Below are 22361 nucleotides of genomic sequence, written 5' to 3' on the forward strand. Positions count from 1 at the left end.
GTCAGGCCTTTGCCAGACGGCGTTTGATCCGCAGCATCGCCAGCGCCGCACGCGCCGCATCGCCGCCCTTGTTGAGCTCGCTGGCGCGCGCCCGCGCCCAGGCCTGCGCCTCGGTGTTGACGGTGAGGATGCCGTTGCCGAGCGGAAATTTCCGGCTGACGGCCAAATCCATCAATCCGCGCGAGGACTCCTGCGAGACGATCTCGAAATGGATGGTGTCGCCGCGCACCACGCAGCCGAGCGCGATCGCCGCGTCATAGGGCTTGCCGTTCGCTTCAGCCGCATCGATCGCGATCGCGATCGCCGCCGGAATCTCCAGCGCGCCCGGCACCGTGATCACATCGTGCGTCGCACCCGCGGCCTTGATCTCGGCCAGCGCGCCTTCTAGCAGCGCATCCTGGATGTCGTCATAGAACCGCGCCTCGACGATCAGCACGCGTGCGCCGGTAATGTCGGTCTGGTCTTTCAGGGGTGCGCGCCGCGCGTCAGCCATTGCAATACCAATCGGAACTTGGGGAGGAGTTGTGCAGCGTTTTAGGCGCAGCAGGGGTTAAAGCCAAGGGCAATACTGCCCTGGATGTCACCGCGATCAGCCCGATTTTTCAGGCCGGGTTCGCTTGCAATGCATAGGCCACCCGGGGCTGAAAATCGCCCGAGGCGAATAGGCAGATAGGGACGTCTGTCTTGGCCGCAATGCCCGAGCCGAAGCTATTTCATCTCCGACAGCCGCGCCGCGTAGCGGGCCATCAGATCGACCTCGATATTGACCTCGCTGCCCGCCTTCCAGCCCCTCAGGGTCGTGACGGAAAGCGTGTGCGGGATGATCAGCACCGAAAAGCTGACGTCGTCGACCGTGTTCACGGTCAGCGACACGCCGTCCAGCGTGACCGACCCCTTCGCCGCGATGAAACGTGCCAGTTCGCGGCTGGTTCGCAGCTCGAAGCGCGCCATGTCGGGCAGATCGTCGCGCTTGACGATGGTGGCGATGCCGTCGGCATGCCCGGCCACGATGTGACCGCCGAGTTCGTCGCCGATCTTGAGCGCGCGCTCAAGATTGAGCCGGCCGCCCTGCCCCCAATGCTTGGCGGTGGTCATGCCGAGCGTCTCGGCCGCCGCATCGACATCGAACCAGGTCTTGCCATCGGCGATGCCGGAGGCGACGACGGTGAGGCAGACGCCATTGCAGGCGATCGAGGCGCCGTCGGCGATCGTGGTCTGGTCGTAGTCGCAAGCAATCCGCATGCGATGCAGCTGCCCCTGCGCCACCTGCTTCAGGCTGGTGATCTCACCGATATCGGTGACAATTCCGGTAAACATTACGCACGCTCGTAGATCATGAGACTGTCTTTGCCGAGGGTTTCGCTAGCACGAAGCCGGAAGACGGGCGACTGCGTGATTGCGTCGAGCGGCATTGCGTCCAGCGCGGGAACGCCGCCGGCACCGATCGCATCAGGTCCGCGCAACAGCCAGATCTCGTCGACAAGGCCGGCTGCCACGAAAGAATTTGCCACGCGCGATCCGCCCTCGACCAGCAGCCGCGAGATCCCCTTCTCCGCCAGCGCATCCAGGACGGACGGCAGATCGAGCCCTTGGGGCGCGCTGGCGGCGACGCGGATCACCTGCGCGCCGGCGGCACCTAACTTCACCGCGGCAGGCGCCTCCGCCATGTCGGATGTCAGCACCCAGAGCGGCGTCTCGCGCGCCGAATGCACCAGGCGGCTGTCGCCTGAAATGCGCAGCGCACGGTCCAGTACCAGGCGCACCGGCGAGCGCGCCGCCATGCCGGGCAGCCGGCAGGTCAAAAGCGGATCGTCGGCCTTGACCGTGCCGATGCCGACCAGGATCGCATCGCTCTGCGCGCGCAGCAGATGCACCCGGGTCCGCGCGGCCTCGCCTGATATCGCAGCCGGCTTGTGGCCATCAGCTGCGATCTTATCGTCGGCGGACACCGCGAGCTTGAGGATCACATGCGGGCGCTTGTCGCGGATGCGGCGGAAGTGTCCGGCGTGGTCGCGCTCAGCTTCCGCCGCACACAGCCCGACATCGACCGCGATGCCGGCGGCACGCAGCTTGGCGTGCCCCTGCCCGGCGACTTCCGGATTGGGATCCTCGATCGCCGAGACGACGCGGGCGAGCCCGGCCGCCACAACGGCGTCGGCGCAAGGCGGCGAGCGGCCGAAATGCGAGCAGGGTTCGAGCGTCACGTAGAGCGTGGCGCCGCGCGCGGCATCGCCGGCGCGCCTGAGTGCCTCGACCTCGGCATGCGGCCGGCCGCCTGCTTGCGTCCAGCCGCGGCCAACGATGACGCCGTCCTTGACGATGACGGCGCCGACCGCCGGATTGGGCCAGGTGCGCCCGAGCCCGCGCCGGCCAAGCGCCAGCGCCAGCTGCATGAAGCGCAGGTCGGCCGCCTTTGCCGCTTCCCTGGCCTCTTTGGCCTTCTGCGCGAACTGGTCTTCCAGAATGCGGAAGATCATTTGCGTAGCGTCGCGAGCCGCGGGTCCTCTTCGCCGGTCAATTCGTCGAGCACGGCCTCGAAGTCCTTGGCCTCGCGGAAGTTGCGATAGACCGAGGCGAAGCGCACATAGGCGACGTCGTCGAGCTGGCGCAGATGCTCCATCACGATCTCGCCGATCGCCTCCGAGGAGACCTCGGCCTCGCCGCCGCTTTCGAGCTCGCGCACGATGGTGGACACCATCTTCTCCACTCGCTCGGATTCCACCGGGCGCTTGCGCAAGGAGATCTGCAGCGAACGCACCAGCTTGTCGCGGTCGAACGGCACGCGGCGGCCGTTGCGCTTGATCACGGTCAGCTCGCGCAGCTGCACCCGCTCGAAGGTCGTGAAGCGGAAGTTGCAGGCCATGCAGACGCGACGCCTGCGAATGACCGCGGAGTCCTCGGTCGGACGCGAGTCCTTGACCTGCGTGTCGAGAGAATTGCAGCTCGGGCAGCGCATCCGACGGGACCTCTGGCAGCGACCTTTTACTGATAGATCGGGAAGCGATCGGTCAGCGCCTTGACGCGCTCCTTGATCGCAGCCTCGACCAGCGGCGCCTTGCCGTCCGGCGACTGCGCCAACGCGTTCAGCACTTCCGCGATCATGCCGCCGACCTGCTTGAACTCGGCGACGCCGAAGCCGCGCGTGGTCGCCGCCGGCGTGCCGAGACGCAGGCCGGAGGTGACGAACGGCTTTTCGGGATCGAACGGGATGCCGTTCTTGTTGCAGGTGATGGCGGCGCGCACCAGCGCCTTCTCGGAGATGTTGCCCTTCAGGCCCTTCGGCCTGAGATCGACCAGCATCAGATGGTTGTCGGTGCCGCCGGAGACGATGTCGAGGCCGTGGCCGCGCAGCGTCTCCGCCAGCGCCTTGGCGTTCTCGACCACGTTCTTGGCGTAGACCTTGAAGTCCGGCCGCAGCGCTTCGGCGAACGCCACCGCCTTGGCGGCGATGACGTGCATCAGCGGACCACCCTGCAGGCCCGGGAAGATCGCCGAGTTCAGCTTCTTGGCCAGCGTCTCGTCATTGGTGAGGATCAGGCCGCCGCGCGGGCCGCGCAGCGACTTGTGCGTCGTCGTGGTGGTGACGTGGGCGTGCGGCACCGGCGAGGCATGCACGCCGCCGGCGACGAGGCCCGCGAAATGCGCCATGTCGACCAGCAGATACGCGCCGACGGAGTCCGCGATCTCGCGGAAGCGCTTGAAGTCCCAGGCGCGCGAATAGGCCGAGCCGCCGGCGATGATCAGCTTCGGCTTGACCTGCTCGGCCTGCTTCTGGACTTCGTCCATGTCGATGATCTGGTCCTCGCGGCGTACCGTGTAGTGCGCGGCCTTGAACCACTTGCCGGACATGTTGACCGGCGAACCGTGGGTGAGATGGCCGCCGGCCGCGAGGTCGAGGCCCATGAAGGTGTCGCCGGGTTGCAGCAGCGCCAGAAACGCCGCCTGGTTCATCTGGCTGCCGGAGTTCGGCTGGACGTTGGCGAAGCCGGCGCCGAACAGCTTCTTGGCGCGCTCGATCGCCAGCGTCTCGGCAACGTCGACCCACTCGCAACCGCCGTAGTAGCGCGCGCCCGGATAACCCTCCGCGTATTTGTTGGTCATCACCGAGCCCTGCGCCTCCAGCACGGCGCGGCTGACGATGTTTTCCGAGGCGATCAGCTCGATCTCGTGACGCTGCCGGCCGAGCTCGCCCTTGATCGCGGCAGCGATTTCGGGATCGGCCTGGGCGAGGGTCGCGGTGAAGAAGGAATCGGGCGCGGAAGCGGTCTTGCTGGATGAGGTCATCGGCGAAATATCTCCACCGCCGCAAGCCTTTAGGCGGGATGCGGACGGTCACAAGTGGCGGTCGAAGCTGGTTTCAGAGCGTTATCACATCGCCCCAAAATGGCCAAGCGGTTGCGGTCCCTGCCGGTCAATTATGCCAGATATGGTGGGGATGGCGGGGATTGCCAGCCGGCCGGACGGCCACCCCCACCGCCCGGTTCCCGCCGCGCGGCCAGCACGGCTGTGGCAGCCGCCAATGGAAGGTGACACCCCTTCCCGGACCGCGCGGGGCCGCGGACAAGACAACAATCGCCTCGAGGTTTCAAAGTCTTGCACGCGCAACCACGCAACTTCGGACTCGCTTGATCATGTCGCGCGCGATCGCGATGCATCGACTCACGAGACGGCGAGACGATTTTTGAATCGTTCGATTTTTGAATCGTTCAACACTGGATCGATTCAAAGCTCTCACGCGATGCGTGCAATTGCGCGTCATACGCCGTTGTCTTCCGGTCACACAGCCAAGCTTTGCGCGCAACTTCGACAGCTTCTAACCGCACGCAGGCTGCTCGCGAAAATCACCGTGATAACGACTCGCTCAAGATTTTTTTACGGAGCGTGGAATAAATGTCGTGCAGGTGGATTCGGCCGCAGCGGTTTGCTGCTTCGGCTGTCGTTGTGTTTTCGGTTGTCGGTGCGGACGATGTCTTCGCCCAGACGCAATTGCCGTCCGTGACAGTCGAAGCGCCGCAGCGGCAAGCGGCGCGATCGCAACAGTCCTCGCAACGGACCACGCGCGCACGCAGCGCCTCGCGCCGCACGACGGCCGCCCCGGTGAGCGCGCAGCCTCAGACCGCTCAGCAGCCCGCGGGCGCCGGCGGCGGGCACGAACGCGCCAACGGCCCGGTCACTGGCTATCTGGCTCGGCTGAGCGCCAGCGGCACCAAGACCAGCACGCCGATCATCCAGACCCCGCAATCGGTGTCGGTCATCAGCGCCGAGCAGATCCGCGACCAGAAGATCGTCAGCAAGTTCGACGAGGTGCTGCGCTACACGCCGGGCGTCATCGGCGGCACCTACGGCGCCGATTTCCGCAACGACTGGTTCATGATCCGCGGCTTCCCGGCGCAGAACGAGTCGCTGTTCCTCGACGGCCTGCAGCTGTTCTACACCTCCTATGCGAGCTGGAAGCTGCAGCCCTTCAATCTCGAGCGCGTCGAGGTGCTGCGCGGTCCGTCCGGCATCCTGTATGGCGGCTCGGCGCCGGGCGGCCTCGTCAACGCAGTGAGCAAGCTGCCGCAGGCCGAGCCCATTCGCTACATCGAGACCGGCGTCAACAATTTCGGCAACGCCTATACCCAGTTCGATATCGGCGGCGCGACGGCGCAGCCCGGCAACGGCCAGGTGCAGTACCGCCTGGTCGGCCAGGCCCAGGGCGGCGGCACCCAGACCGACTATGTCTACGACAACAACTTCTTCTTTGCCCCGTCGGTCACCTGGCGGCCCGATGCCGACACCAGCCTCACCGTGTTCGGCATGGCCTCGCACAGCAACACGCGCGCGCTGAACTTCCTGCCCTATGTCGGCACCGTCACCAACGCGCCGTTCGGCCGGATTCCGACCAGCCTGTTCGTCGGCGATCCCAGCGCCGACCAGTTCCGCCGCGACCAGCAGATGGTCGGCTACCAGTTCCAGAAGAGCGTGACCGACAGCGTCGATTTCCGCCAGAATGCGCGCATGGCGCATGTCGACGTCTATTATGCCGGTCTCTACGGGCTCGGCTACGCGACGACGCCGGCCGCCGCCGACATCGCCCGCGGCAATTTCTACACCCGCGGCATCGCCACCCAGCTCAACCTCGACAATCAGCTCGAATACCGTTTCACCACCGGCGCGCTGCAGCACACCGCGCTGGTCGGCGTCGATCTGAAATATTACGGCATCGACGACCGCCAGGGTTTTGGCATGGGCACCAATCTCAACGTGCTCAATCCGGTCTATGGCACCAACCTGCCGTACAGCGGCCCACTCTATCAGAACGCTTATCTCGCCCAGGGCATGGCCGGCCTCTATCTGCAGGATCAGGTCAAGCTCGACCGCCTGACGGTCGTGCTGTCCGGACGCCAGGACTGGGTCGATCTCACCAACAACAACCGGATCGGCGCGTCCCAGGGCCGCGACGACAGCCAGTTCTCCGGCCGTGTCGGCGCGATCTACAATTTCGACAGCGGCGTTGCGCCCTACGTTTCCTACATGACGGGCTACAATCCGGTCATCGGCACCACCGCGTCCGGCCAATTGCTGCTGCCGGAAACCTCCGAGCAGACCGAGGTCGGCGTCAAGTACGAGCCGGTCGGGCTCAACGCACGGTTCGGCGTCGCGTATTTCGACCTCAAGCGCAAGAACGCGCTGACAACAGATCCGAGCAACCCGCTGTTCCAGACCCAGAACGGCGAAGTCACCTCGCGCGGCGTCGAGCTCGAGGCGGTCGCGAACATCACGCGCGATTTCAAGCTGGTGGCGAGCTACACCAATTACGAGCTGTTCGTCAGCAAGGACCTCAACCCCGCGCTGATCGGCACCGTGCCGACCAACGCGCCGCAGCAGCTCGCATCAGCGTGGACCGACTACACCTTCCGCGACGGCCCGCTCACGGGCTTCGGCTTCGGCGGCGGCGTGCGCTATGTCGGCCCGTCCTTTGCCGACACCGCGAACACCGCACGGGTCCCGGGGGTCGTGCTGGGCGACCTCGCCTTGCATTACGAATGGGACAACAACTGGCGCGCGGCGCTCAATGTCGTGAACGTCACCGACAAGATCTATGTCGCGAGCTGCGCGACCATCAGCTCCTGCTACTACGGCGATCGCCGCCGCATCACGGCGAGCCTTGCCTACAAATGGTGAGCTGAACTTTCCGTTCACGGAAAATCATGTGACCGAGAGGCGGCATTCGGCCGCCTCTCTTTTTTCGCTGTCGTCAGGGTGGTGTCAGCATGTCGCGCTAGGTTTCGCGTCGCGGCGATATTTGCCGTGCCCAGACTGGCCCGCTCCGAAATGCGAGCCCCGGAGCGGGCCTTTTACGGTCTGGTCGCGCCCTAATCCTCGTTCGCCTTGAATCGCCCGAGCCCCTTGAGCACGAACGGCGCCAGCAGCGCGATCAGCGCGATGCCAAGCAGCGTCGCCGACATCGGGCTTTGCAGCAGCACCATGGGATCGCCGAGGCTGATCGCCAGCGCGCGGCGCAGCTGGCTTTCCGCGATCGGCCCAAGGATCAGCCCGATCACGACGGGCGCGATCGGGAAGTCGAACCGGCGCATCAGAAAGCCCATCACGCCGAATGCCGCCAGCATCGACAGCTCGACGACCGACGGCTTCGCCGCGATCGTGCCCATGGTCGCGAACACCAGGATGCCGGCATAGAGCCAGGGCTGCGGGATCGCCAGCAGCCGCACCCAGAGCCCGACCAGCGGCAGATTGAGCACCAGCAACATGCCGTTGGCGATGAACAGGCTCGCGATCAGGCCCCACACCAGGTCCGGCCGCTCCGCGAACAACAGCGGCCCCGGGTTGAGGCCGTATTGCTGGAAGCCCGCCAGCATCATTGCAGCCGTTGCCGAGGTCGGCAGCCCGAGCGTCAACAGCGGCACCAGCGTGCCGGCGGCGGACGCGTTATTCGCCGCTTCCGGCCCTGCGACGCCCTCGATCGCGCCCTTGCCGAATTCCTCCGGATGTTTGGTGAGCCGCCGTTCGGTGGAATAGGACAGGAATGTCGGGATCTCAGCGCCGCCGGCCGGCAGCGCCCCGATCGGAAAGCCGAACAGCGTGCCGCGCAGCCACGGCTTCCACGACCGCCGCCAATCCTCTTTCGTCATCCACAGCGAGCCGCGCACCGGCTCGAGCTTCTCCTCGGCGTGATGGCGGCGCGAGGCGACATAGAGCGCCTCGCCGACCGCGAACAGGCCGACCGCGAGCGTCGTCACCTCGACGCCGTCGAGCAACTCGGGGATGCCGAAGGCAAGCCGCGCCTGACCGGTCAGCTTGTCGATGCCGACCAGCCCGAGCGTGAGGCCGATGAACAGGCTGGTGAGGCCGCGGACCGGCGAGTCGCCGAAGGTTGCCGACACCGTGACGAAGGCGACGCACATCAGCGCGAAGTAATCCTCCGGCCCGAAGCGCACGGCGAAATCGACCAGCCATGGCGCGAGGAATGCGAGGCCGATGGTGGCGATGGTGCCGGCCACGAACGAGCCGATCGCCGAGGTCGCCAGCGCCGGGCCGCCGCGGCCGGCCTTGGCCATCTTGTTGCCCTCGAGCGCGGTCGCCATCGACGCGCTCTCACCCGGCGTGTTGATCAGGATCGCGGTGGTCGATCCGCCATACATGCCGCCGTAATAGATGCCGGCGAACATGATCAGCGAGCCGCCGGGATCGAGCTTGTAGGTCACCGGCAGCAGCAGCGCGACCGTCAGCGCCGGACCGATGCCGGGCAACACGCCGACCGCGGTGCCCAGGAACACGCCGATCAGGGCGTAAAGCAGGTTCATCGGCTGCATGGCGACCGCCATGCCGTGCGCCAGCGCGGCGAAGGTGTCCATCACAGCAGTCGCTCCAGCGGGCCGGCGGGAAGGCTCAGCGTCAACAGCTTGTCGAACGCGAGATAAATCAGCGTCGTGATCACGAGCGCGATGGCGGTGTCGGCCAGCACGGCGCGGCGGCCGAACGCCGCCGACGTGGTGACGAACAGCGCCGAGGTGGCGAGGATGAAACCGCCGCCAAAGCCGATGATGGCGATCAGGAGCGCCAGGCCGCCGATGATCAGCCCCACCGGTTTCGGATCCATGCTCTCGCGCGGCGGCAGGTTGCCGCGCAGCGCGTCGATCAGATTGCCGACCGCGAGGAGGACAAGGCCGATCGCGATGACGACCGGCATCGCCTCCGGCCCCATGCCGTACATGTTGGTGGACGGCAGCTTGCTGGCGTCCCACACCAGCACCGCGGCAAGCCCGGCCAGCGCGGCCGCGATGACCACGCCGGCGCGATCGACGCGTCGCGCCGGCACGGGCGGGAGATCTTCAGACGCCGTGTCCGGCGTCATGACTTCACGAGGCCGACGGACTTGAGCACGTCAGTGACCCGAACGATTTCCTTCTTCAGGAAATCCGCGAAGGCGTCGCCGCCAAGGTAGGCGTCGTCCCAGCCCTTCTGCTTCAGGATCTCCTTCCAGGCATCGGACTTCACCATCTTCTCGACCGCATCGCTCAGCACCTTGCGCTGCTCCGGCGTAATGCCGGGCGGTGCGACCACCGAGCGCCAGTTGGCCAGCACGAGATCGATGCCCTGCTCCTTGAAGGTCGGGATATCGACGCCGGGCAGACGGTTCGCCGACGTCACGCCGAGCGCGCGCAACTTGCCGGCCTTGATCTGGCCTTCGTATTCGCTGAGGCCGGAAATGCCGGCCGTGACCTTGCCGCCGAGAATGGCTGCAAGCGACTCGCCGCCGCCCGAGAACGGAATGTAGTTGATCTTCTTGGCATCGGCGCCGACCGTGCCCGCGAACAGCGCCGCCATCACATGGTCGACGCCGCCGGCCGAGCCGCCGGCAAAGGTCACCTTGGCGATATCGGCCTTCACCGCGGCGGCGAGATCCTGCGCCGTCTTGATCGGCGAGTTCGCCGGCACCACGATGACCTGGGTCTCCTCGGTGAGGCGCGCAATCGGCGTCACCTGATCCAGCGTCACCGGCGACTTGTTCATGGCGAGTGCGCCCACCATGACGAAGCCGTTCACCATCATCTGGTTGCCGTCGCCCTTGGCGCCGTTGACGAACTGCGCGATGCCGACGCTGCCGCCGGCGCCGGGAACGTTAGTGACCTGGACGCTGCGCGCGACACCGGAGGCGACCAGCGCCTGCTGCATCGAGCGCGCGGTCTGATCCCAGCCGCCGCCGGGCGCCGCCGGCGCCATCAGCTTGAGCTCGAGCTGCTGCGCGGGCGCCGGACCGCTCGTCCCAAGCAACAGCGCGACGACCGCGCCGAACAGGCGCATGTGGGACGGCATCATGGGGCTTCCTCCAGAATTTTCGGAAAGCAGCCTGCCGATCGCCGGCTGCATCCGGTCACGTGATCGCATCGCCACTCGGACAGCGCGATCCCTTCGGATCAGGAATCGCTCGCCGATCTCGCGTCTGCGTGTCCCCTAGCGACCATTCGCCACAGCCTTCGGCAAGCCGCAGGGCGCGGCTAGCGAGTGCTGCAAATCGCCGCACCCTCTCGGATCGTTTTTCGCTTGCTTTGATTCGGCGCGGCCCGGCAACGCAAGTTCGGTTCTAGGAACCTTCGCCATTTTCTCTCGTTCCACCTCCGCCGATTGGTACGGCTATTGGAGGAGAGAACATGAAGTTTAAGACCATTGTCGCGGCATCTTTGCTTGCCGCTTTCGTCTCGCCGGCATTTGCAGCGGATGAATTCTACGTCGTGCAGGACGTGAAGACGAAGAAGTGCACGATCGTCGACAAGAAGCCGGTCGACACGACCACCACCGTCGTCAGTCCGTCAGGCACTGTCTACAAGACGCGCACCGAAGCCGAGACCGGCATGAAGAGCGTCAAGGTCTGCAGCTCATACTAGGAGGCGATCGCATGCCAGTCATCATTCTCTGGGCCGTGCCGGCGATCATCGTGATCGGCGGCGGCATCTACCTGATCGGCCATATGCACTGAAGGCAAGGAGACCTCTTATGAAGAAGTTGGCTATCGGCTGCATCATGGCTGCGGCATTCGCCACCGCCGCGCATGCGGCAACCACCATGCCCGCCGCTCCGGCGGACAGTTCGACCATCACCAATTACTACAAGCAGAATGTCTACGACCCGAAGGAATCCAAGATCGGGACGATCGACGACGTGCTTGTCGACAAGTCCGGCAAGGTGACCGGTCTCGTCGTCGGTGTCGGCGGCTTCCTCGGCGCCGGCGAGAAGGACGTGATCGTGCCGTTCACGGCCGTCAAGTCTCAAAAGAAGGACGACAAGTGGTGGCTTACGCTCGACGAGACCAAGGACAGCCTGAAGGCTGCACCTGGTTTCAAATACGATCGCGCCAGCACGACCTGGAAGCCGGAGAACAAGTAACACCGACGGCGTCCCGTCTGCTCACCGAGGGCAGACGGGACGCTGCGGCAGATCACTCACTGGATGGTGGCGCTGTCGAAGCTCGCCCGAAACGCATCAGGTCACGCGCCAAACCACGAAATGGCCCCAGCACCTTTGGGGGCCTGGAGGCCGGTGCTGGGGCCATTTGCCTGATCCGGGGCTGAGCTATTGGAGGCAGGCTCCCCCATCCATCAAGAACCGCGCGGTTCCAGCATTAGCTTATGTAAATCGCCGCCGGGATATCCCAAAGCGAGTGTCTTGCGCGCAACAGCCGATCGGCGGACGGAAGAGAACGCAAAGCCGGCACCTCAAGGCGAGGCCGCCACGACCACCGAACGAAGATTCTCGATGGAGCACTTGGTCGAACCCTGGCAAGTTTCAACCTAACAAAAGCCAGGCCATGGAGGCGATCAGCGCCACAAGCGACACGGTCGCAGCGCTGACAAAGGCAATCTCCACACCGTCGATATGGTGGTGGTTTGTATGCATTGAGCGTCCTCCTAGATGGGTGTCCGCGGACCTTGGGACAGTAGCCACGCCGTCAAATTGGCGGTGGTTTCGTCATGCCGCGCCTGCCTCAAAAGGGTCTCTCGCTCTCGACAGGGAGGAAGGTTCTTGGCCCGTTGACGTAGCCGTTTTGCTTCTTGGGCAAGGCGTTTTTCAAGGGGGAATATCTGCCTAACCCGGCGTCGTCGCTTCATGGCTCCTCTCTCCAACGCTGACGTTTGGCTGCCCCAAAAGCAAAATCAAAAAGCCCGGGAGCGTGAAAAGTTCCCGCCAGCTTCGCGTCAATGAGATCAGACGGAAGGAACTAGCGAAACGGCGTGGAAGTTACAGGGCATGGGCATAGCCAAGGACCTGAAGAAGCAGGCCAAGACCGCCGAGCAGGCGGCGGTGCGGACGGCTGACGAATTCGCGGCCGAGCAAATGAAGAGCCTCGCCCAAGCCTTCCGGGCTCAGGCCGAGGTCGTCAAGCGAAACAAGAAAAAGAAGAAAGATGAGCTTCACCGTAAAAGCTAGGTGCAAGTTTGGAGAGATCGTGCACCGTCGTGGCACGGCCGAGGCAGCTCTGCGCAAGGCAAAGGAGCTCTCACGGTCGCAGTGTTACGACATCCACATCGTGACACCTGAAGGCCGAGACTACGACTCGTCCGAGTTTGGAGATCTTCCCCGCACGCCACTGGCTGTGCGCGTTGCTCAGAAAGGCCACACTTATCCATAGGGCAATAGAGGTTTCAAAAAGGCAGGCTCAAAAAGCGGCCCCGGCTAACCGCATCCCCCGTCGGGTGCGCCCTTCCCCATCCGCCTCGCGCGCGCCATCGGCGAGACAATCAATAGCGGTAGCGATATCCCCGCCGCTGCTGACCATATGCGGCGCGAGGATTGATCCCGCAGGTCACGTTCCTTCCAGAAGCTGACGCGAGACACTGGGCGCGGGTTTGGTACATGCAATCGCCGGGATAGCCGACGCCGCGCCCCTGCACGCACCAGGGATAATCCCGGGCGCTGGCCGGGCTCACATTTGCCAGTTCTGCAACGCCGAACGCCAGGAGAAACGTCAAGACAGCGAATAGGATGGTTGTGCGCATGATCGGCTCCTCACAAGCAATCGAGGACCAACGGAGCGGCAAGATCAGCGTTCCTGTCGGTCGCGGGCGGGCCACAACTCGGAGCGGCCGCGCCGAGCGCAGGAACCATGCTCCGTTGGGCCGGTTGTCGGAAACCATTCATCCCACAGAAGTCACTTGGCATGCCGTCACGACTGCTTTGGTTTCTGGGTTTTCCGGTTCTGGTTGTTCTGGGTGGTTGCGGCGATCAACTCGAGTGCGATTCAATCGAAACCCGGAAGGCCGTGCTCCAGACCATCTCCAACGATCACCGCAATCCGCTTGTCAATTTCGCCGCCAGGGAATCGACGGCAAAGCCCACTGCGGAAAACTCAAAGCCACAATACCTCCTCGATGAAAAGATCGTCACTACGTCGGCCAGTGAGGACAAGCGAACATTGCAATGCAGAGGCGGCATCTCGGTCTCTGTGGGCGACATCAAGGCTTCCAAGGAAGTCGAATTCACCGTGCAGAAATCGAGCGACGGAAAGTTGGCGGTTTCGGTTGCTCCATTTCAGTTTTGAGGTGCGACAAACTCAGTGTCGTCCTGGCGAAAGCCAGGACGACGATCGTGTGTGAGGAGCCCGCACCGTCATCGCCAGGTTGGCGATCCTGTACGCCCGCGGCTTCTCGGCTCAAGCAACGTCTGGAATACTGGATCATCCGCCGAGACAGAGTGCGAAACCAGGCGCGCCGCTACAGCCCGGTATAGCCGGCCTTCACATGGTCGGTACTACCGTCGAGCTGGCGCAGATAGGTCAGCCCGCACACCGTCAACCGATGCGGATCGCGCTCGCCGGCGTCGAACAGCGTCTGCACGTACTCTGTCACCTTCGCCCGCGCTTCCTCGCTCGCAGCTGGCGTGCGGTTGAGCAGCAGATCATACGTCTGCATGATCCGATCGATAGCGGCTTCCATTGAAGTCTCCGGGTTGACGCTCAGGCGACCACCAGCGTCTCGGCCTCGAACTTCGCGATCGCCTTGTTGGCGAGGCGGAGGCGATTCATCTCACCGCGCTGGAACAGCTTCACGATGATGCCGAGCAAGCGCTCATTGGTGGCGAAATTGTCGGGAATGGCGCCGGATTTGCGCAGATAATTCGAGGCGATCGCGTAGGCGTCACCGACGACCTCGACATTCAGCACCTCGATCCCGCGCTCGACCAGCATGTCCTGCTTCTCCATCAGAGCGTTTTCAAGCGAAGTGGACACCGGTTCGCGTGAAGAAAACGCGTCTAAAAAATCCGAGCGTGACGAGATCCGATTAGATTTCGTTCACGCCGGGAGACAGGATAAAGCGCCGGCAACGGCTTGGTTCCTCGCTGGGACCCATTTATTTTCGCAGGTGCAGCATGAAATACGTGCAGCATGAAAAACGCATCGGCCGGGCATAACCGATGCGTTGACTGGAGGAAGGCTGCCGGTCTTCTCGCGCGGCCGGCTTGGCCATCAGGCGAAAACAGGAAGGCTCAGAGGCGATACAGGATCTGGTCGGTCCAGAAGCGCTCGAGGCGATGCAGCGACTTGTTGAGGCTCGCGAACTCCTCGTTCGAGATGCCGCCGACCTGCTCCACCGTCTTGACGTGCTTCTGATAGAGCGCGTCGACGATACGCCGGACCTCCTGGCCCTGCGGAGTCAACCGGATGCGGACCGAGCGGCGATCGACCCGCGAACGCTGATGATCGAGGAAGCCGAGCTCGACGAGCTTCTTCAGATTGTAGGAGACGTTGGAGCCGAGATAGTAGCCGCGGGTGCGCAGCTCGCCGGCGGTCAACTCCTTGTCGCCGATGTTGTACAGGAGCAGCGCCTGCACCGAGTTGATGTCGGCGCGGCCACGACGATCGAATTCGTCCTTGATGACGTCGAGGAGCCGGCGATGCAGCCGCTCCACCAAAGTCAGGGCTTCGAGATAGAGCGGCTGCACCGGAGCTTGACCGGTAGCGCGATCGGCGGCATCCGCCGCCGTTGTCGCAACGGCTTTCATCATGACACTTCCCCTGTTTGTCGTTTTTATCGACTTTATTCGACGAAACTTGTGTCCCGCCTGATAGGTCCAACGTAAGGGGGCCGTTTGAATATCCGCTTAAATAAGAGAATAAAGAGATCATGAATTTAAGACAGTGAATCGTGGATTAAGCCCATGGATCAAAGGCTTTTCGCAACTTTTCATTGACGGTGGCGGACCCTTGTTCACGCTTCGTCTGCCTGCCCTGTCACATTCGGAAACAGCATCGTCTGAATTCGAAACGGTGGCGTAACGGGTATGAGGGAACCCTTTACGGTGACCGATCGGTTACCGGAAAATTCTTTGAAAATTTTATCGGAGTGCATCGGCGGGACGTGCACGCGATGCGCGCAAGCGATGCCGATCTGTTGCGGGGGGCCAGACCGGTTCCGCCGTCGGCCCGCGCAAAGCCGGCCGGCACACGCGCCGAGATCCGGTGAAATGGGCCCCGACGGCAGGTCCCGTAGAGACGTCCCGGAAGGGGTTGTCTCAAACGGATGCGATCTGTCGGCACCCACCTATCAGAACCAGCGATGCTGTCTTCTCGTTGCGCGCACGGCTGCCAAATATTGCCGGCCGCCGTCAGCTATTCGTCGCGCTGTCGCCACGGGGCAACAGGCCATCACTGACGCCGGCCTATGGCGGGCGTTCGCGCGCCGACATCCAGGCCAGCGCGAGATAGGCGGCGAGCATCAGCGCCTCGAGCCCGACCACGGTGAGACTGCCGCCATAGATGCCGGGAAACATCAGCTCGATGACCGCCATCGACACCACGGTGGTCAGCCATACCACGGCGCCCCAGGGCGTCGCGAGCCAGAGCCCGACGGCAGCGACGAGCTCGATGACGGCGAAATAGATCGTGGCGGTCTGCCAGGCCATCGACTGGTTCTCGAAGGCCTCCTCCTCGCCGCCGACGAAGCCGGTCACCTGGGCCCAGTGATAGAGGCCCTTGGCGACCGAGACGACGGCCATGATGCGCAGGAAGATGACGAGGCGCCGCGTCCACGCATTGTCGTCCGGCTCGATCCGGTCGGACGAGATCGCGCTCACCGAGATGGCGTTGTCCCGCGCCTGATCGCGTGCAGAGGTGTCAGACATCCGAATCGCCGCAGAGCGGCTGCAAAATGGGGTTCATGGGCGCAGTCTTGGCCCGCCGGGGACGCAAAATCAATTGCCGTTGCGGCAAATCAAGGGCGCCACGGATGCAATAGCGGCGCAATGACGGCGGCCCTGACAGGTGCTAGAACCGGACTTATATCAGGTCCAGACCAGCCGTCCGTCGAGGAGAAGACAACATGGCGATCAAATTCGGGCGCCCGATCGAACTGCGCGATGCGCCCCGGCGCCAGAGCGATGCCCTCGCCTCACCCTCGCTCGACCTCACGATCCGGATGCGGCGCAATCGCAAGTCGGAATGGGCCCGCCGCCTGGTGCGCGAGAACGTGCTGACCACCAACGACCTGATCTGGCCGATGTTCGTGGTCGATGGCCACAACACCCGCACGCCGGTGGCCTCGATGCCCGGCGTCGACCGGCTCACCGTCGACCAGATCGTCCGCGACGCCGAGCGCGCGGCAAAGCTCAACATCCCCTGCATCGCGCTGTTCCCGTTCACCGAGCCGTCGCTGCGCGACGAGCTGGGCTCGGAGGCGTTCAATCCCGACAATCTGGTCTGCCAGGCGGTGCGCGCGATCAAGAAGGAGTTTCCCGACATCGGCGTGCTGTGCGACGTCGCGCTCGATCCGTTCACCAGCCACGGCCATGACGGGCTGATCGAGGGCAGCAAGATCCTCAATGACGAGACCGTCGCGGTGCTGGTGAAGCAGGCGCTGACCCAGGCCGAGGCCGGCTGCGATGTGATCGCACCGTCGGACATGATGGATGGCCGGATCGGTGCGATCCGCGAGGCGCTCGACGACAACGGCTTCGGCGACGTGCAGATCATGTCCTATGCGGCGAAATACGCCTCCGCCTTCTACGGCCCGTTCCGCGACGCGATCGGCTCGGCCAAGACGCTGACCGGCGACAAGCGCACCTACCAGATGGACAGCGCCAATTCCGACGAGGCGCTGCGCGAGGTCGAGCTCGACATCGCCGAGGGCGCCGACATGGTGATGGTGAAGCCGGGCATGCCCTATCTCGACATCGTCCGCCGTGTGAAGGACCATTTCGCGATGCCGACCTTCGTGTACCAGGTGTCCGGCGAGTACGCGATGATCGCGGGCGCCGCCGCCAACGGCTGGATCGACGGCGAGCGCGCGATGATGGAGAGCCTGGTCGGCTTCAAGCGCGCCGGCGCCGATGGCATCCTCACCTATTTCGCGCCAAAGGCCGCCGAAAAGATCAAGGCGGAGAGCTGACGTATTGCGACAAGTGGGTCGCTTCGCTCCGCTCGCAATGACGGCGTGAAGGTAGAACCGCTCAATCCAGCCCCCGAATCGCCGGAATATTTCGGCTAGTTAATGTTCGCGCAGGCTTGGCGAACGCGCCTCCTGTTCCCATGTCCTGCGCGGGACTTTCATCGGAGGTTGGTCATGTCCTACGGCAATGACGGCGGCACCTGGCGCAACGAGGCCTGGCGCAACGACGGCGGCGTTCCTCCGCATGCGTTCGATCCGTCGATGCAGCCGGACCTGTTCCGCGGCGTGCTAACGCGACGTGTCTTTGCGTTCCTGATCGACCTGTTCGTGCTGTCGGTGCCGGTGATCCTCGCGGTGATTTTCATCGCGGTGTTCGGCCTCGTCACGCTCGGTCTCGGCTGGGCGCTGTTCTGGCTGGTCTCGCCGGCCTCGATCGTCTGGGCGATCGTCTATTACGGCGCCTCGATCGGCGGGCAGCACTCCGCCACCATCGGCATGCGCATGATGGATCTGGAACTGCGGACCTGGTACGGCGCGCGCGGCTATTTCGTGCTCGGCGCCACCCATGCGGTGCTATTCTGGGTGACGATCTCGTTCCTGTCGCCGCTGGTGCTCCTGATCGGGCTGTTCAACGGCCGCCGCCGGCTGCTGCACGACATCATCCTCGGAACCGTCATTATCAACAGCTCGGTTCGGACCCCGGTCGCCCCGGCCGCGCGGACCTCCTATTAGGCCCGCCTAAACCAATTGACCGTTAGCCTCAGGGGGGCGATGCTCACTCGGCTGCCTGTATTGTTTGTGGAGCCCGACGATCTGACGTGACCCAGCATTCGCGTGATACTCCCCAGTTCTATTTGACGGCGCCCTCGCCTTGCCCGTATTTGCCGGGCCGACATGAGCGGAAGGTTTTCACGCACCTGGTCGGTGACAAAGCGGGCGATCTCAACGACTTGCTCACCCATGGCGGCTTCCGCCGCAGCCAGTCGATCGCCTACCGCCCGGCCTGCGACCAGTGTCGGGCCTGCGTCTCGGTCCGGGTGATCGCCAACGAATTCCGCCCCTCCCGCAACTTCCGCAAGGTGCTGGCCCGCAACGCCGACATCATCGGCGAGCAGCGCACCGCGGTGCCGACCTCGGAGCAATATTCGGTGTTCCGGGCCTATCTCGACCGCCGCCATCGCAACGGCGGCATGGCCGACATGACCGTACTGGACTACGCGATGATGGTCGAGGACAGCCATGTCGAGACCCGGATCATCGAGTACCGCAAGCGCAACCCCGACAGCGCCATCACCGGCCGCGGCGACGAGCTGATGGCGGTGGCGCTGACCGACGTGCTCAGCGACGGGCTGTCGATGGTCTATTCGTTCTTCGAGCCCGGGCTGGAGGCCCGCTCGCTCGGCACCTTCATGATCCTCGACCACATCGCCCGCGCCCGCCGGCAGGGCCTGCCCTACGTCTATCTCGGGTACTGGATCGAGGGCTCCAAGAAGATGGACTACAAGGGCCGCTTCCTGCCGCAGCAGCGGCTCGCGCCGTCGGGCTGGCTCCGCGTCGACGCGTCAGGCGAGGTGCTCGCCGAGCCGCAGGACTAAAGCTTGATCCGGAAAAGTGCGAAGCGGTTTTCCGAAAAGATCATGCTCAAACAAAGAGCTAAGGCGCGATGACGATTCAACCTAATCTCATCGCGCTTTAGCTGCCGAAGAACGTATCGATCAGCAGCTTCACGTTCAGGATCACAATCAACCCGGCGACGATCCACGCCGCCACCGCGACGGGACGCGAAATCGCGAGCGCGCCCATCTTGCGCTTGTCGGACACGAAGCGCACCAGCGGGATCACCGCGAACGGCAGCTGCATCGACAGCACGACCTGGCTGAACACCAGCAGCTGCGCCGTGCCGCTCTCGCCGTAGAGAGCGGCGACCACGATGACAGGGACGATCGCGATGCCGCGGGTCACGACCCGCTGCAGCCAGTCGGGCAGCTTGAGGTCGAGGAAGCCCTGCATCACGATCTGGCCGGCCAGCGTCGCCGTCACCGTCGAGTTGAGGCCGGAGGCGAGCAGCGCCACGGCAAACAGCGTCGAGGCGATGCCGAGGCCGAGCAGCGGCGACAGCAGCTCGAACGCCTGGTCGATCTCGGCGACGTCGGAATGGCCGCTCTTGTGGAAGGTCGCGGCCGCCAGCACCAGGATCGCGGCATTGACGAACAGCGCCAACATCAGCGCGATGGTGGAATCGGTGGTCGCCCATTTGATCGCGTCGCGCCGCCCCTCCTCGGTGCGCGGATAGGCGCGGGTCTGTACGATCGAGGAGTGCAGATAGAGATTATGCGGCATCACGGTGGCGCCGATGATGCCGATCGCGATGTACAGCATCTCCGGATTGGTGACGATCTCGCGCGACGGCATGAAGCCGCCGATCACACCGGCAATCGGCGGCGCAGCGGCGGCGATCTGGACCACGAAGCAGACCGCGATGACGATCAAGAGCGCGATCACGAAGGCTTCGAGGAAGCGGAAGCCGCGGCCCATCAGGAGCAGCAGCAGGAACGCATCGAGCGCCGCAAGCAGTGCGCCGCCGATCAGGGGAATGCCGAACAACAGCTTGAGCGCGATCGCGGTGCCGATGACCTCGGCGAGGTCGCAGGCGATGATCGCGGCCTCGCAGGCAAGCCACAGCAGCAAATTCACCGGGCGCGAGTAGGTCGCGCGGCAGGCCTGGGCGAGATCGCGGTCGGTGGCGATGCCAAGCCGCGCGGCGAGCGCCTGCAGCAGGATCGCCATCAGGTTGGAGAGCAGGATGACCGACAGCAGCGTGTAGCCAAACTTCGATCCACCTGCGAGGTCGGTGGCCCAGTTGCCGGGGTCCATATAGCCGACCGAAACCAGATAGCCCGGCCCGGCGAAGGCCAGCAGCCGCCGCCACCAAAGACCGCCTGACGGCACCGCGACGGTCGCGTTCACCTCAGGCAGGCTGCGCACATGTCCGGAATCGCCCCGCCAGCCGCCTGGCAGGGCATTGGGAACGGAAACGGAAGACAGTTCAGGGGTCCGAGCATCCATCCCCCAAGGATGGCCGATCTCTCCCGTTATTGCAACTCATTTGCAACTGCATCTAGGCTCACGAAAATGATATCAGGCGCCCCGCTTGTAAAGCACTGAGGAAGTGCTTTACGTTAGATGCATGATCAAGCTGCCCGTCGAGACGCCCACCGCGACGCTGCGCTACGCCCTCGCCCCTGACCCTTCAGGCATCGAGGCGATCGAGGCGACCTTTGCGGCCTACGACCGGATGATGGCGATCCTCGCCGAGGTCGCCCCTGTCGGTGCCAACCTCGTCTCGCTGCACGCCCAGGCCTACGAGAAGATCCGCAAGGAGACCGGCCTGCCCGCACGGCTGGTGACGCTCGGCCTGCGCGACCGCGCCAATTACATCGCAGGCGCCGCCGTCCGCCGGATACCGCTCGACGACAAGTTGTTTGCGATCAAGGGCCCAACTTCACTGACCATTAGCACTGTCAGCGGACGCGTCTTGGTGCCGTTCGATGTGCCGGGATATGTCTCGGGCTGGGAAAGCCCCTTCCCGGCGCATTTGATCTCGGATGGACGCGGCTACGAAATCCACATCGCCGTCAAATCGAAATCAGCACAACCGGAGGAGAAGACCATGCTTCACGAAGGCATCCTTGCGCGCATGGGCCGGCTTCTTGCCGCCATCGCGAGCCAGACCATCGACAATGTCGAGAACAACAACAGGGTCGCGCTGGTCAAGCAGGCGATCCGCGAGATCGACGCCGGCGCCGACGAGGCGCGCTATGCGCTCGGCAAGTCGCGCGCCGAAGAATTCCGCCTGAAGAAGCGGCGCGAAGAACTGGATACCGAAACGACCAATCTGAACGAAAAGATTCGTCTCGCACTTGCGGAAAATCGCGAGGATCTCGCGCGCGCCGGCGTTGCACGGCAAATTGATCTGGAGTCGCAGGTGATCGCGCTGGAACGCGCGATGGATTTCATCGAGCTCGAAATCGACGAGCAGACCAAGGCGCTGCAGGCCATGCTCGGCGCGCGCCGCGAGGCTGAGACGCGCTTGGCCGATCTCGAACAAAGCCTGATCCGCGAGGCCCAGGACGAAACCAGCCGGGGCCCATCCGCGACCAATACATTGAGTGCTGAGCGTGCCATGGCGGCGATCGCCCGGGTCACGGGCGTTCCCGCTGCAAGCGTGCTCGGCGACAAGGAGCTTGACGAACTCGATCGCCTGCATCGCGAAAAGGAAATCGCGGCGCGGCTTGAAAGGATCAAGTCAGAAAAATGAGTGCAGTTGGCGACATTCTGCTCGCCCCCGACGTGCGGCCCTTCGCGGTCGCAGCTGCGATCATGGTGGCACTTGGCGGTATCGAACTGCTCAGCACCATGGTCGGACTTTCGATCAGCGAATTGATCGGCAAGGATTTCGCGGTCGAGGCCGAGAGCCACAATGCTCTCGGTGGCCTGTTTCTCTGGATCAACGCCGGACGGCTTCCCCTCCTGATCCTGATGATCCTGATCCTCGGCATCTTCTCGATCGGAGGCTTCCTGCTTCAGGGACTGGCGCATGCCGCAGGCACCGCCATCCCGATCTCGCTTGCCGCGGTGGTTGCTGCTGCAGGCAGCATCCCCGTGATCAGAAATGCCAGCCGCGGCCTCGCCCGCATCATTCCGCGCGACGAGAGCTATGCGGTCAACGACAGCGACTTTGTCGGCAAGGTCGCAACCGTGTCGGTCGGCCCGCTCGATCAGGGCCTGCCCGGCCGGGTCCGTCTCAAGGATGTCTTCGGCAACTGGCACACCGTGTCGGCGCGCGCCAGCGCGGAGTCCGAGGCATTGCCGGTCGGCGCCAGCGTGCTGCTGGTCGATCGCGATGCCAGGGGCTTCATCGCGATTGCCGCTCCAGCCGACCTCGTCGAACAACAACGATCTTCCAACAGGGCATAACAC

At 64.1% G+C, this 22361-nt stretch carries 24 protein-coding genes; 10 read left to right on the plus strand and 14 right to left on the minus strand.

Annotated features, from left to right (window positions below; translation table 11 throughout):
- Position 1: 1 nt before the first annotated feature.
- From ribH to glyA, 5 genes are all read right to left on the minus strand, one after another.
- Complete coding sequence (gene ribH, locus QA639_RS24595; protein ID WP_028333870.1) at positions 2 to 493, minus strand: 6,7-dimethyl-8-ribityllumazine synthase; 492 nt, start codon at positions 491 to 493, stop codon at positions 2 to 4.
- Between the two features lie 215 nt (positions 494 to 708).
- Entirely contained in the window at positions 709 to 1317 is a 609-nt protein-coding gene (locus QA639_RS24600; RefSeq protein WP_157341030.1) for a riboflavin synthase, read from the minus strand.
- Entirely contained in the window at positions 1317 to 2477 is a 1161-nt protein-coding gene (ribD, locus tag QA639_RS24605) for a bifunctional diaminohydroxyphosphoribosylaminopyrimidine deaminase/5-amino-6-(5-phosphoribosylamino)uracil reductase RibD (RefSeq protein ID WP_283087572.1), read from the minus strand. The genes QA639_RS24600 and ribD overlap by 1 nt, the downstream gene beginning before the upstream one ends.
- Positions 2474 to 2956: a transcriptional regulator NrdR gene (gene nrdR, locus QA639_RS24610; RefSeq protein ID WP_016844999.1), complete on the minus strand. Its 483-nt coding sequence runs from the start codon at positions 2954 to 2956 to the stop codon at positions 2474 to 2476. Before nrdR ends, ribD begins: the two co-directional genes overlap by 4 nt.
- Positions 2957 to 2982: 26 nt before the next feature.
- Positions 2983 to 4284 (minus strand): serine hydroxymethyltransferase, encoded by a 1302-nt coding sequence (gene glyA / locus QA639_RS24615; RefSeq protein ID WP_157341026.1) that lies wholly within the window; start codon positions 4282 to 4284, stop codon positions 2983 to 2985.
- 606 nt (positions 4285 to 4890) lie between these two features.
- Here glyA and QA639_RS24620 point away from each other — a divergent pair.
- A complete protein-coding gene (locus tag QA639_RS24620; protein WP_283087573.1) occupies positions 4891 to 7167 on the plus strand; it encodes a TonB-dependent siderophore receptor in 2277 nt (758 codons plus the stop codon).
- A 191-nt stretch (positions 7168 to 7358) separates the two neighbouring features.
- On the opposite strand, the gene QA639_RS24625 is transcribed toward QA639_RS24620, so the two are convergent.
- The 3 genes from QA639_RS24625 to QA639_RS24635 are packed head-to-tail and all read right to left on the minus strand — an operon-like array spanning position 7359 to position 10320.
- Positions 7359 to 8858: a tripartite tricarboxylate transporter permease gene (locus tag QA639_RS24625; RefSeq protein ID WP_028333865.1), complete on the minus strand. Its 1500-nt coding sequence runs from the start codon at positions 8856 to 8858 to the stop codon at positions 7359 to 7361.
- A complete protein-coding gene (locus tag QA639_RS24630) occupies positions 8858 to 9358 on the minus strand; it encodes a tripartite tricarboxylate transporter TctB family protein (protein WP_157341022.1) in 501 nt (166 codons plus the stop codon). Before QA639_RS24630 ends, QA639_RS24625 begins: the two co-directional genes overlap by 1 nt.
- The gene (locus tag QA639_RS24635; protein ID WP_428841185.1) at positions 9355 to 10320 is read right to left on the minus strand and encodes a Bug family tripartite tricarboxylate transporter substrate binding protein; all 966 of its coding nucleotides are present in this window, start codon (positions 10318 to 10320) and stop codon (positions 9355 to 9357) included. The genes QA639_RS24630 and QA639_RS24635 overlap by 4 nt, the downstream gene beginning before the upstream one ends.
- Positions 10321 to 10655: 335 nt before the next feature.
- Here QA639_RS24635 and QA639_RS24640 point away from each other — a divergent pair, with 335 nt between their 5' ends.
- The 3 genes from QA639_RS24640 (at position 10656) to QA639_RS24655 (ending at position 12429) form a co-directional block, all read left to right on the plus strand.
- Positions 10656 to 10889 carry a hypothetical protein gene (locus QA639_RS24640; protein ID WP_028333862.1) on the plus strand — a complete coding sequence of 78 codons (234 nt, stop codon included), beginning with the start codon at positions 10656 to 10658 and terminating at the stop codon, positions 10887 to 10889.
- A gap of 109 nt (positions 10890 to 10998) precedes the next feature.
- The gene (locus QA639_RS24645) at positions 10999 to 11388 is read left to right on the plus strand and encodes a PRC-barrel domain-containing protein (protein ID WP_028340955.1); all 390 of its coding nucleotides are present in this window, start codon (positions 10999 to 11001) and stop codon (positions 11386 to 11388) included.
- Between the two features lie 861 nt (positions 11389 to 12249).
- Positions 12250 to 12429 carry a hypothetical protein gene (locus tag QA639_RS24655; protein ID WP_016845008.1) on the plus strand — a complete coding sequence of 60 codons (180 nt, stop codon included), beginning with the start codon at positions 12250 to 12252 and terminating at the stop codon, positions 12427 to 12429.
- Positions 12430 to 12740: 311 nt separating this feature from the next.
- Here QA639_RS24655 and QA639_RS24660 read toward each other — a convergent pair whose 3' ends face one another.
- The gene (locus tag QA639_RS24660) at positions 12741 to 12998 is read right to left on the minus strand and encodes a DUF3551 domain-containing protein (RefSeq protein ID WP_283087574.1); all 258 of its coding nucleotides are present in this window, start codon (positions 12996 to 12998) and stop codon (positions 12741 to 12743) included.
- Between the two features lie 161 nt (positions 12999 to 13159).
- Here QA639_RS24660 and QA639_RS24665 point away from each other — a divergent pair, with 161 nt between their 5' ends.
- Entirely contained in the window at positions 13160 to 13540 is a 381-nt protein-coding gene (locus tag QA639_RS24665) for a hypothetical protein (protein ID WP_283087575.1), read from the plus strand.
- A gap of 172 nt (positions 13541 to 13712) precedes the next feature.
- Here the strand turns inward: QA639_RS24665 and QA639_RS24670 are convergent, their stop codons facing one another.
- The 4 genes from QA639_RS24670 to QA639_RS24685 form a co-directional block, all read right to left on the minus strand.
- Positions 13713 to 13934, minus strand: coding sequence for a hypothetical protein (locus QA639_RS24670; RefSeq protein WP_050384934.1), 222 nt, complete (start codon positions 13932 to 13934; stop codon positions 13713 to 13715).
- 20 nt (positions 13935 to 13954) lie between these two features.
- Positions 13955 to 14185, minus strand: coding sequence for a hypothetical protein (locus QA639_RS24675; RefSeq protein WP_028333858.1), 231 nt, complete (start codon positions 14183 to 14185; stop codon positions 13955 to 13957).
- Between the two features lie 299 nt (positions 14186 to 14484).
- Entirely contained in the window at positions 14485 to 15003 is a 519-nt protein-coding gene (gene ldtR, locus QA639_RS24680) for a transcriptional regulator LdtR (protein ID WP_028333857.1), read from the minus strand.
- Between the two features lie 654 nt (positions 15004 to 15657).
- The gene (locus tag QA639_RS24685) at positions 15658 to 16119 is read right to left on the minus strand and encodes a DUF6163 family protein (protein ID WP_016845013.1); all 462 of its coding nucleotides are present in this window, start codon (positions 16117 to 16119) and stop codon (positions 15658 to 15660) included.
- A gap of 197 nt (positions 16120 to 16316) precedes the next feature.
- On the opposite strand from QA639_RS24685, the gene hemB reads away from it, so the two are divergent.
- From hemB to QA639_RS24700, 3 genes are all read left to right on the plus strand, one after another.
- The gene (gene hemB, locus QA639_RS24690; protein WP_283087576.1) at positions 16317 to 17381 is read left to right on the plus strand and encodes a porphobilinogen synthase; all 1065 of its coding nucleotides are present in this window, start codon (positions 16317 to 16319) and stop codon (positions 17379 to 17381) included.
- Positions 17382 to 17555: 174 nt separating this feature from the next.
- Positions 17556 to 18113, plus strand: a complete 558-nt coding sequence (locus tag QA639_RS24695) for an RDD family protein (RefSeq protein ID WP_028333855.1) — start codon at positions 17556 to 17558, stop codon at positions 18111 to 18113.
- Between the two features lie 86 nt (positions 18114 to 18199).
- Positions 18200 to 18976: an arginyltransferase gene (locus tag QA639_RS24700; protein ID WP_028333854.1), complete on the plus strand. Its 777-nt coding sequence runs from the start codon at positions 18200 to 18202 to the stop codon at positions 18974 to 18976.
- A 97-nt stretch (positions 18977 to 19073) separates the two neighbouring features.
- On the opposite strand, the gene QA639_RS24705 is transcribed toward QA639_RS24700, so the two are convergent.
- Positions 19074 to 20447, minus strand: coding sequence for an Nramp family divalent metal transporter (locus tag QA639_RS24705; protein ID WP_283087577.1), 1374 nt, complete (start codon positions 20445 to 20447; stop codon positions 19074 to 19076).
- A 121-nt stretch (positions 20448 to 20568) separates the two neighbouring features.
- Between QA639_RS24705 and QA639_RS24710 the strand changes: the two genes are divergently transcribed.
- Both QA639_RS24710 and QA639_RS24715 read left to right on the plus strand, forming a co-directional pair.
- Positions 20569 to 21699, plus strand: a complete 1131-nt coding sequence (locus tag QA639_RS24710; protein ID WP_283087578.1) for a PspA/IM30 family protein — start codon at positions 20569 to 20571, stop codon at positions 21697 to 21699.
- Positions 21696 to 22358, plus strand: a complete 663-nt coding sequence (locus QA639_RS24715) for an OB-fold-containig protein (protein WP_283087579.1) — start codon at positions 21696 to 21698, stop codon at positions 22356 to 22358. The genes QA639_RS24710 and QA639_RS24715 overlap by 4 nt, the downstream gene beginning before the upstream one ends.
- The last annotated feature ends 3 nt before the right edge of the window (positions 22359 to 22361 follow it).

The organism is Bradyrhizobium pachyrhizi (assembly GCF_029714545.1).
Lineage (GTDB): Bacteria > Pseudomonadota > Alphaproteobacteria > Rhizobiales > Xanthobacteraceae > Bradyrhizobium > Bradyrhizobium pachyrhizi.

What these genes read in the sequence shown, in the direction of transcription:
- ribH (WP_028333870.1), bottom strand. Translation starts at nt 493, where the DNA reads ATGGCTGACGCGCGGCGCGCACCCCTGAAAGACCAGACCGACATTACC.
- QA639_RS24600 (WP_157341030.1), bottom strand. Translation starts at nt 1,317, where the DNA reads ATGTTTACCGGAATTGTCACCGATATCGGTGAGATCACCAGCCTGAAG.
- ribD (WP_283087572.1), bottom strand. Translation starts at nt 2,477, where the DNA reads ATGATCTTCCGCATTCTGGAAGACCAGTTCGCGCAGAAGGCCAAAGAG.
- nrdR (WP_016844999.1), bottom strand. Translation starts at nt 2,956, where the DNA reads ATGCGCTGCCCGAGCTGCAATTCTCTCGACACGCAGGTCAAGGACTCG.
- glyA (WP_157341026.1), bottom strand. Translation starts at nt 4,284, where the DNA reads ATGACCTCATCCAGCAAGACCGCTTCCGCGCCCGATTCCTTCTTCACC.
- QA639_RS24620 (WP_283087573.1), top strand. Translation starts at nt 4,891, where the DNA reads ATGTCGTGCAGGTGGATTCGGCCGCAGCGGTTTGCTGCTTCGGCTGTC.
- QA639_RS24625 (WP_028333865.1), bottom strand. Translation starts at nt 8,858, where the DNA reads ATGGACACCTTCGCCGCGCTGGCGCACGGCATGGCGGTCGCCATGCAG.
- QA639_RS24630 (WP_157341022.1), bottom strand. Translation starts at nt 9,358, where the DNA reads ATGACGCCGGACACGGCGTCTGAAGATCTCCCGCCCGTGCCGGCGCGA.
- QA639_RS24635 (WP_428841185.1), bottom strand. Translation starts at nt 10,320, where the DNA reads ATGCCGTCCCACATGCGCCTGTTCGGCGCGGTCGTCGCGCTGTTGCTT.
- QA639_RS24640 (WP_028333862.1), top strand. Translation starts at nt 10,656, where the DNA reads ATGAAGTTTAAGACCATTGTCGCGGCATCTTTGCTTGCCGCTTTCGTC.
- QA639_RS24645 (WP_028340955.1), top strand. Translation starts at nt 10,999, where the DNA reads ATGAAGAAGTTGGCTATCGGCTGCATCATGGCTGCGGCATTCGCCACC.
- QA639_RS24655 (WP_016845008.1), top strand. Translation starts at nt 12,250, where the DNA reads ATGGGCATAGCCAAGGACCTGAAGAAGCAGGCCAAGACCGCCGAGCAG.
- QA639_RS24660 (WP_283087574.1), bottom strand. Translation starts at nt 12,998, where the DNA reads ATGCGCACAACCATCCTATTCGCTGTCTTGACGTTTCTCCTGGCGTTC.
- QA639_RS24665 (WP_283087575.1), top strand. Translation starts at nt 13,160, where the DNA reads ATGCCGTCACGACTGCTTTGGTTTCTGGGTTTTCCGGTTCTGGTTGTT.
- QA639_RS24670 (WP_050384934.1), bottom strand. Translation starts at nt 13,934, where the DNA reads ATGGAAGCCGCTATCGATCGGATCATGCAGACGTATGATCTGCTGCTC.
- QA639_RS24675 (WP_028333858.1), bottom strand. Translation starts at nt 14,185, where the DNA reads ATGCTGGTCGAGCGCGGGATCGAGGTGCTGAATGTCGAGGTCGTCGGT.
- ldtR (WP_028333857.1), bottom strand. Translation starts at nt 15,003, where the DNA reads ATGATGAAAGCCGTTGCGACAACGGCGGCGGATGCCGCCGATCGCGCT.
- QA639_RS24685 (WP_016845013.1), bottom strand. Translation starts at nt 16,119, where the DNA reads ATGTCTGACACCTCTGCACGCGATCAGGCGCGGGACAACGCCATCTCG.
- hemB (WP_283087576.1), top strand. Translation starts at nt 16,317, where the DNA reads ATGGCGATCAAATTCGGGCGCCCGATCGAACTGCGCGATGCGCCCCGG.
- QA639_RS24695 (WP_028333855.1), top strand. Translation starts at nt 17,556, where the DNA reads ATGTCCTACGGCAATGACGGCGGCACCTGGCGCAACGAGGCCTGGCGC.
- QA639_RS24705 (WP_283087577.1), bottom strand. Translation starts at nt 20,447, where the DNA reads ATGGATGCTCGGACCCCTGAACTGTCTTCCGTTTCCGTTCCCAATGCC.
- QA639_RS24710 (WP_283087578.1), top strand. Translation starts at nt 20,569, where the DNA reads ATGATCAAGCTGCCCGTCGAGACGCCCACCGCGACGCTGCGCTACGCC.
- QA639_RS24715 (WP_283087579.1), top strand. Translation starts at nt 21,696, where the DNA reads ATGAGTGCAGTTGGCGACATTCTGCTCGCCCCCGACGTGCGGCCCTTC.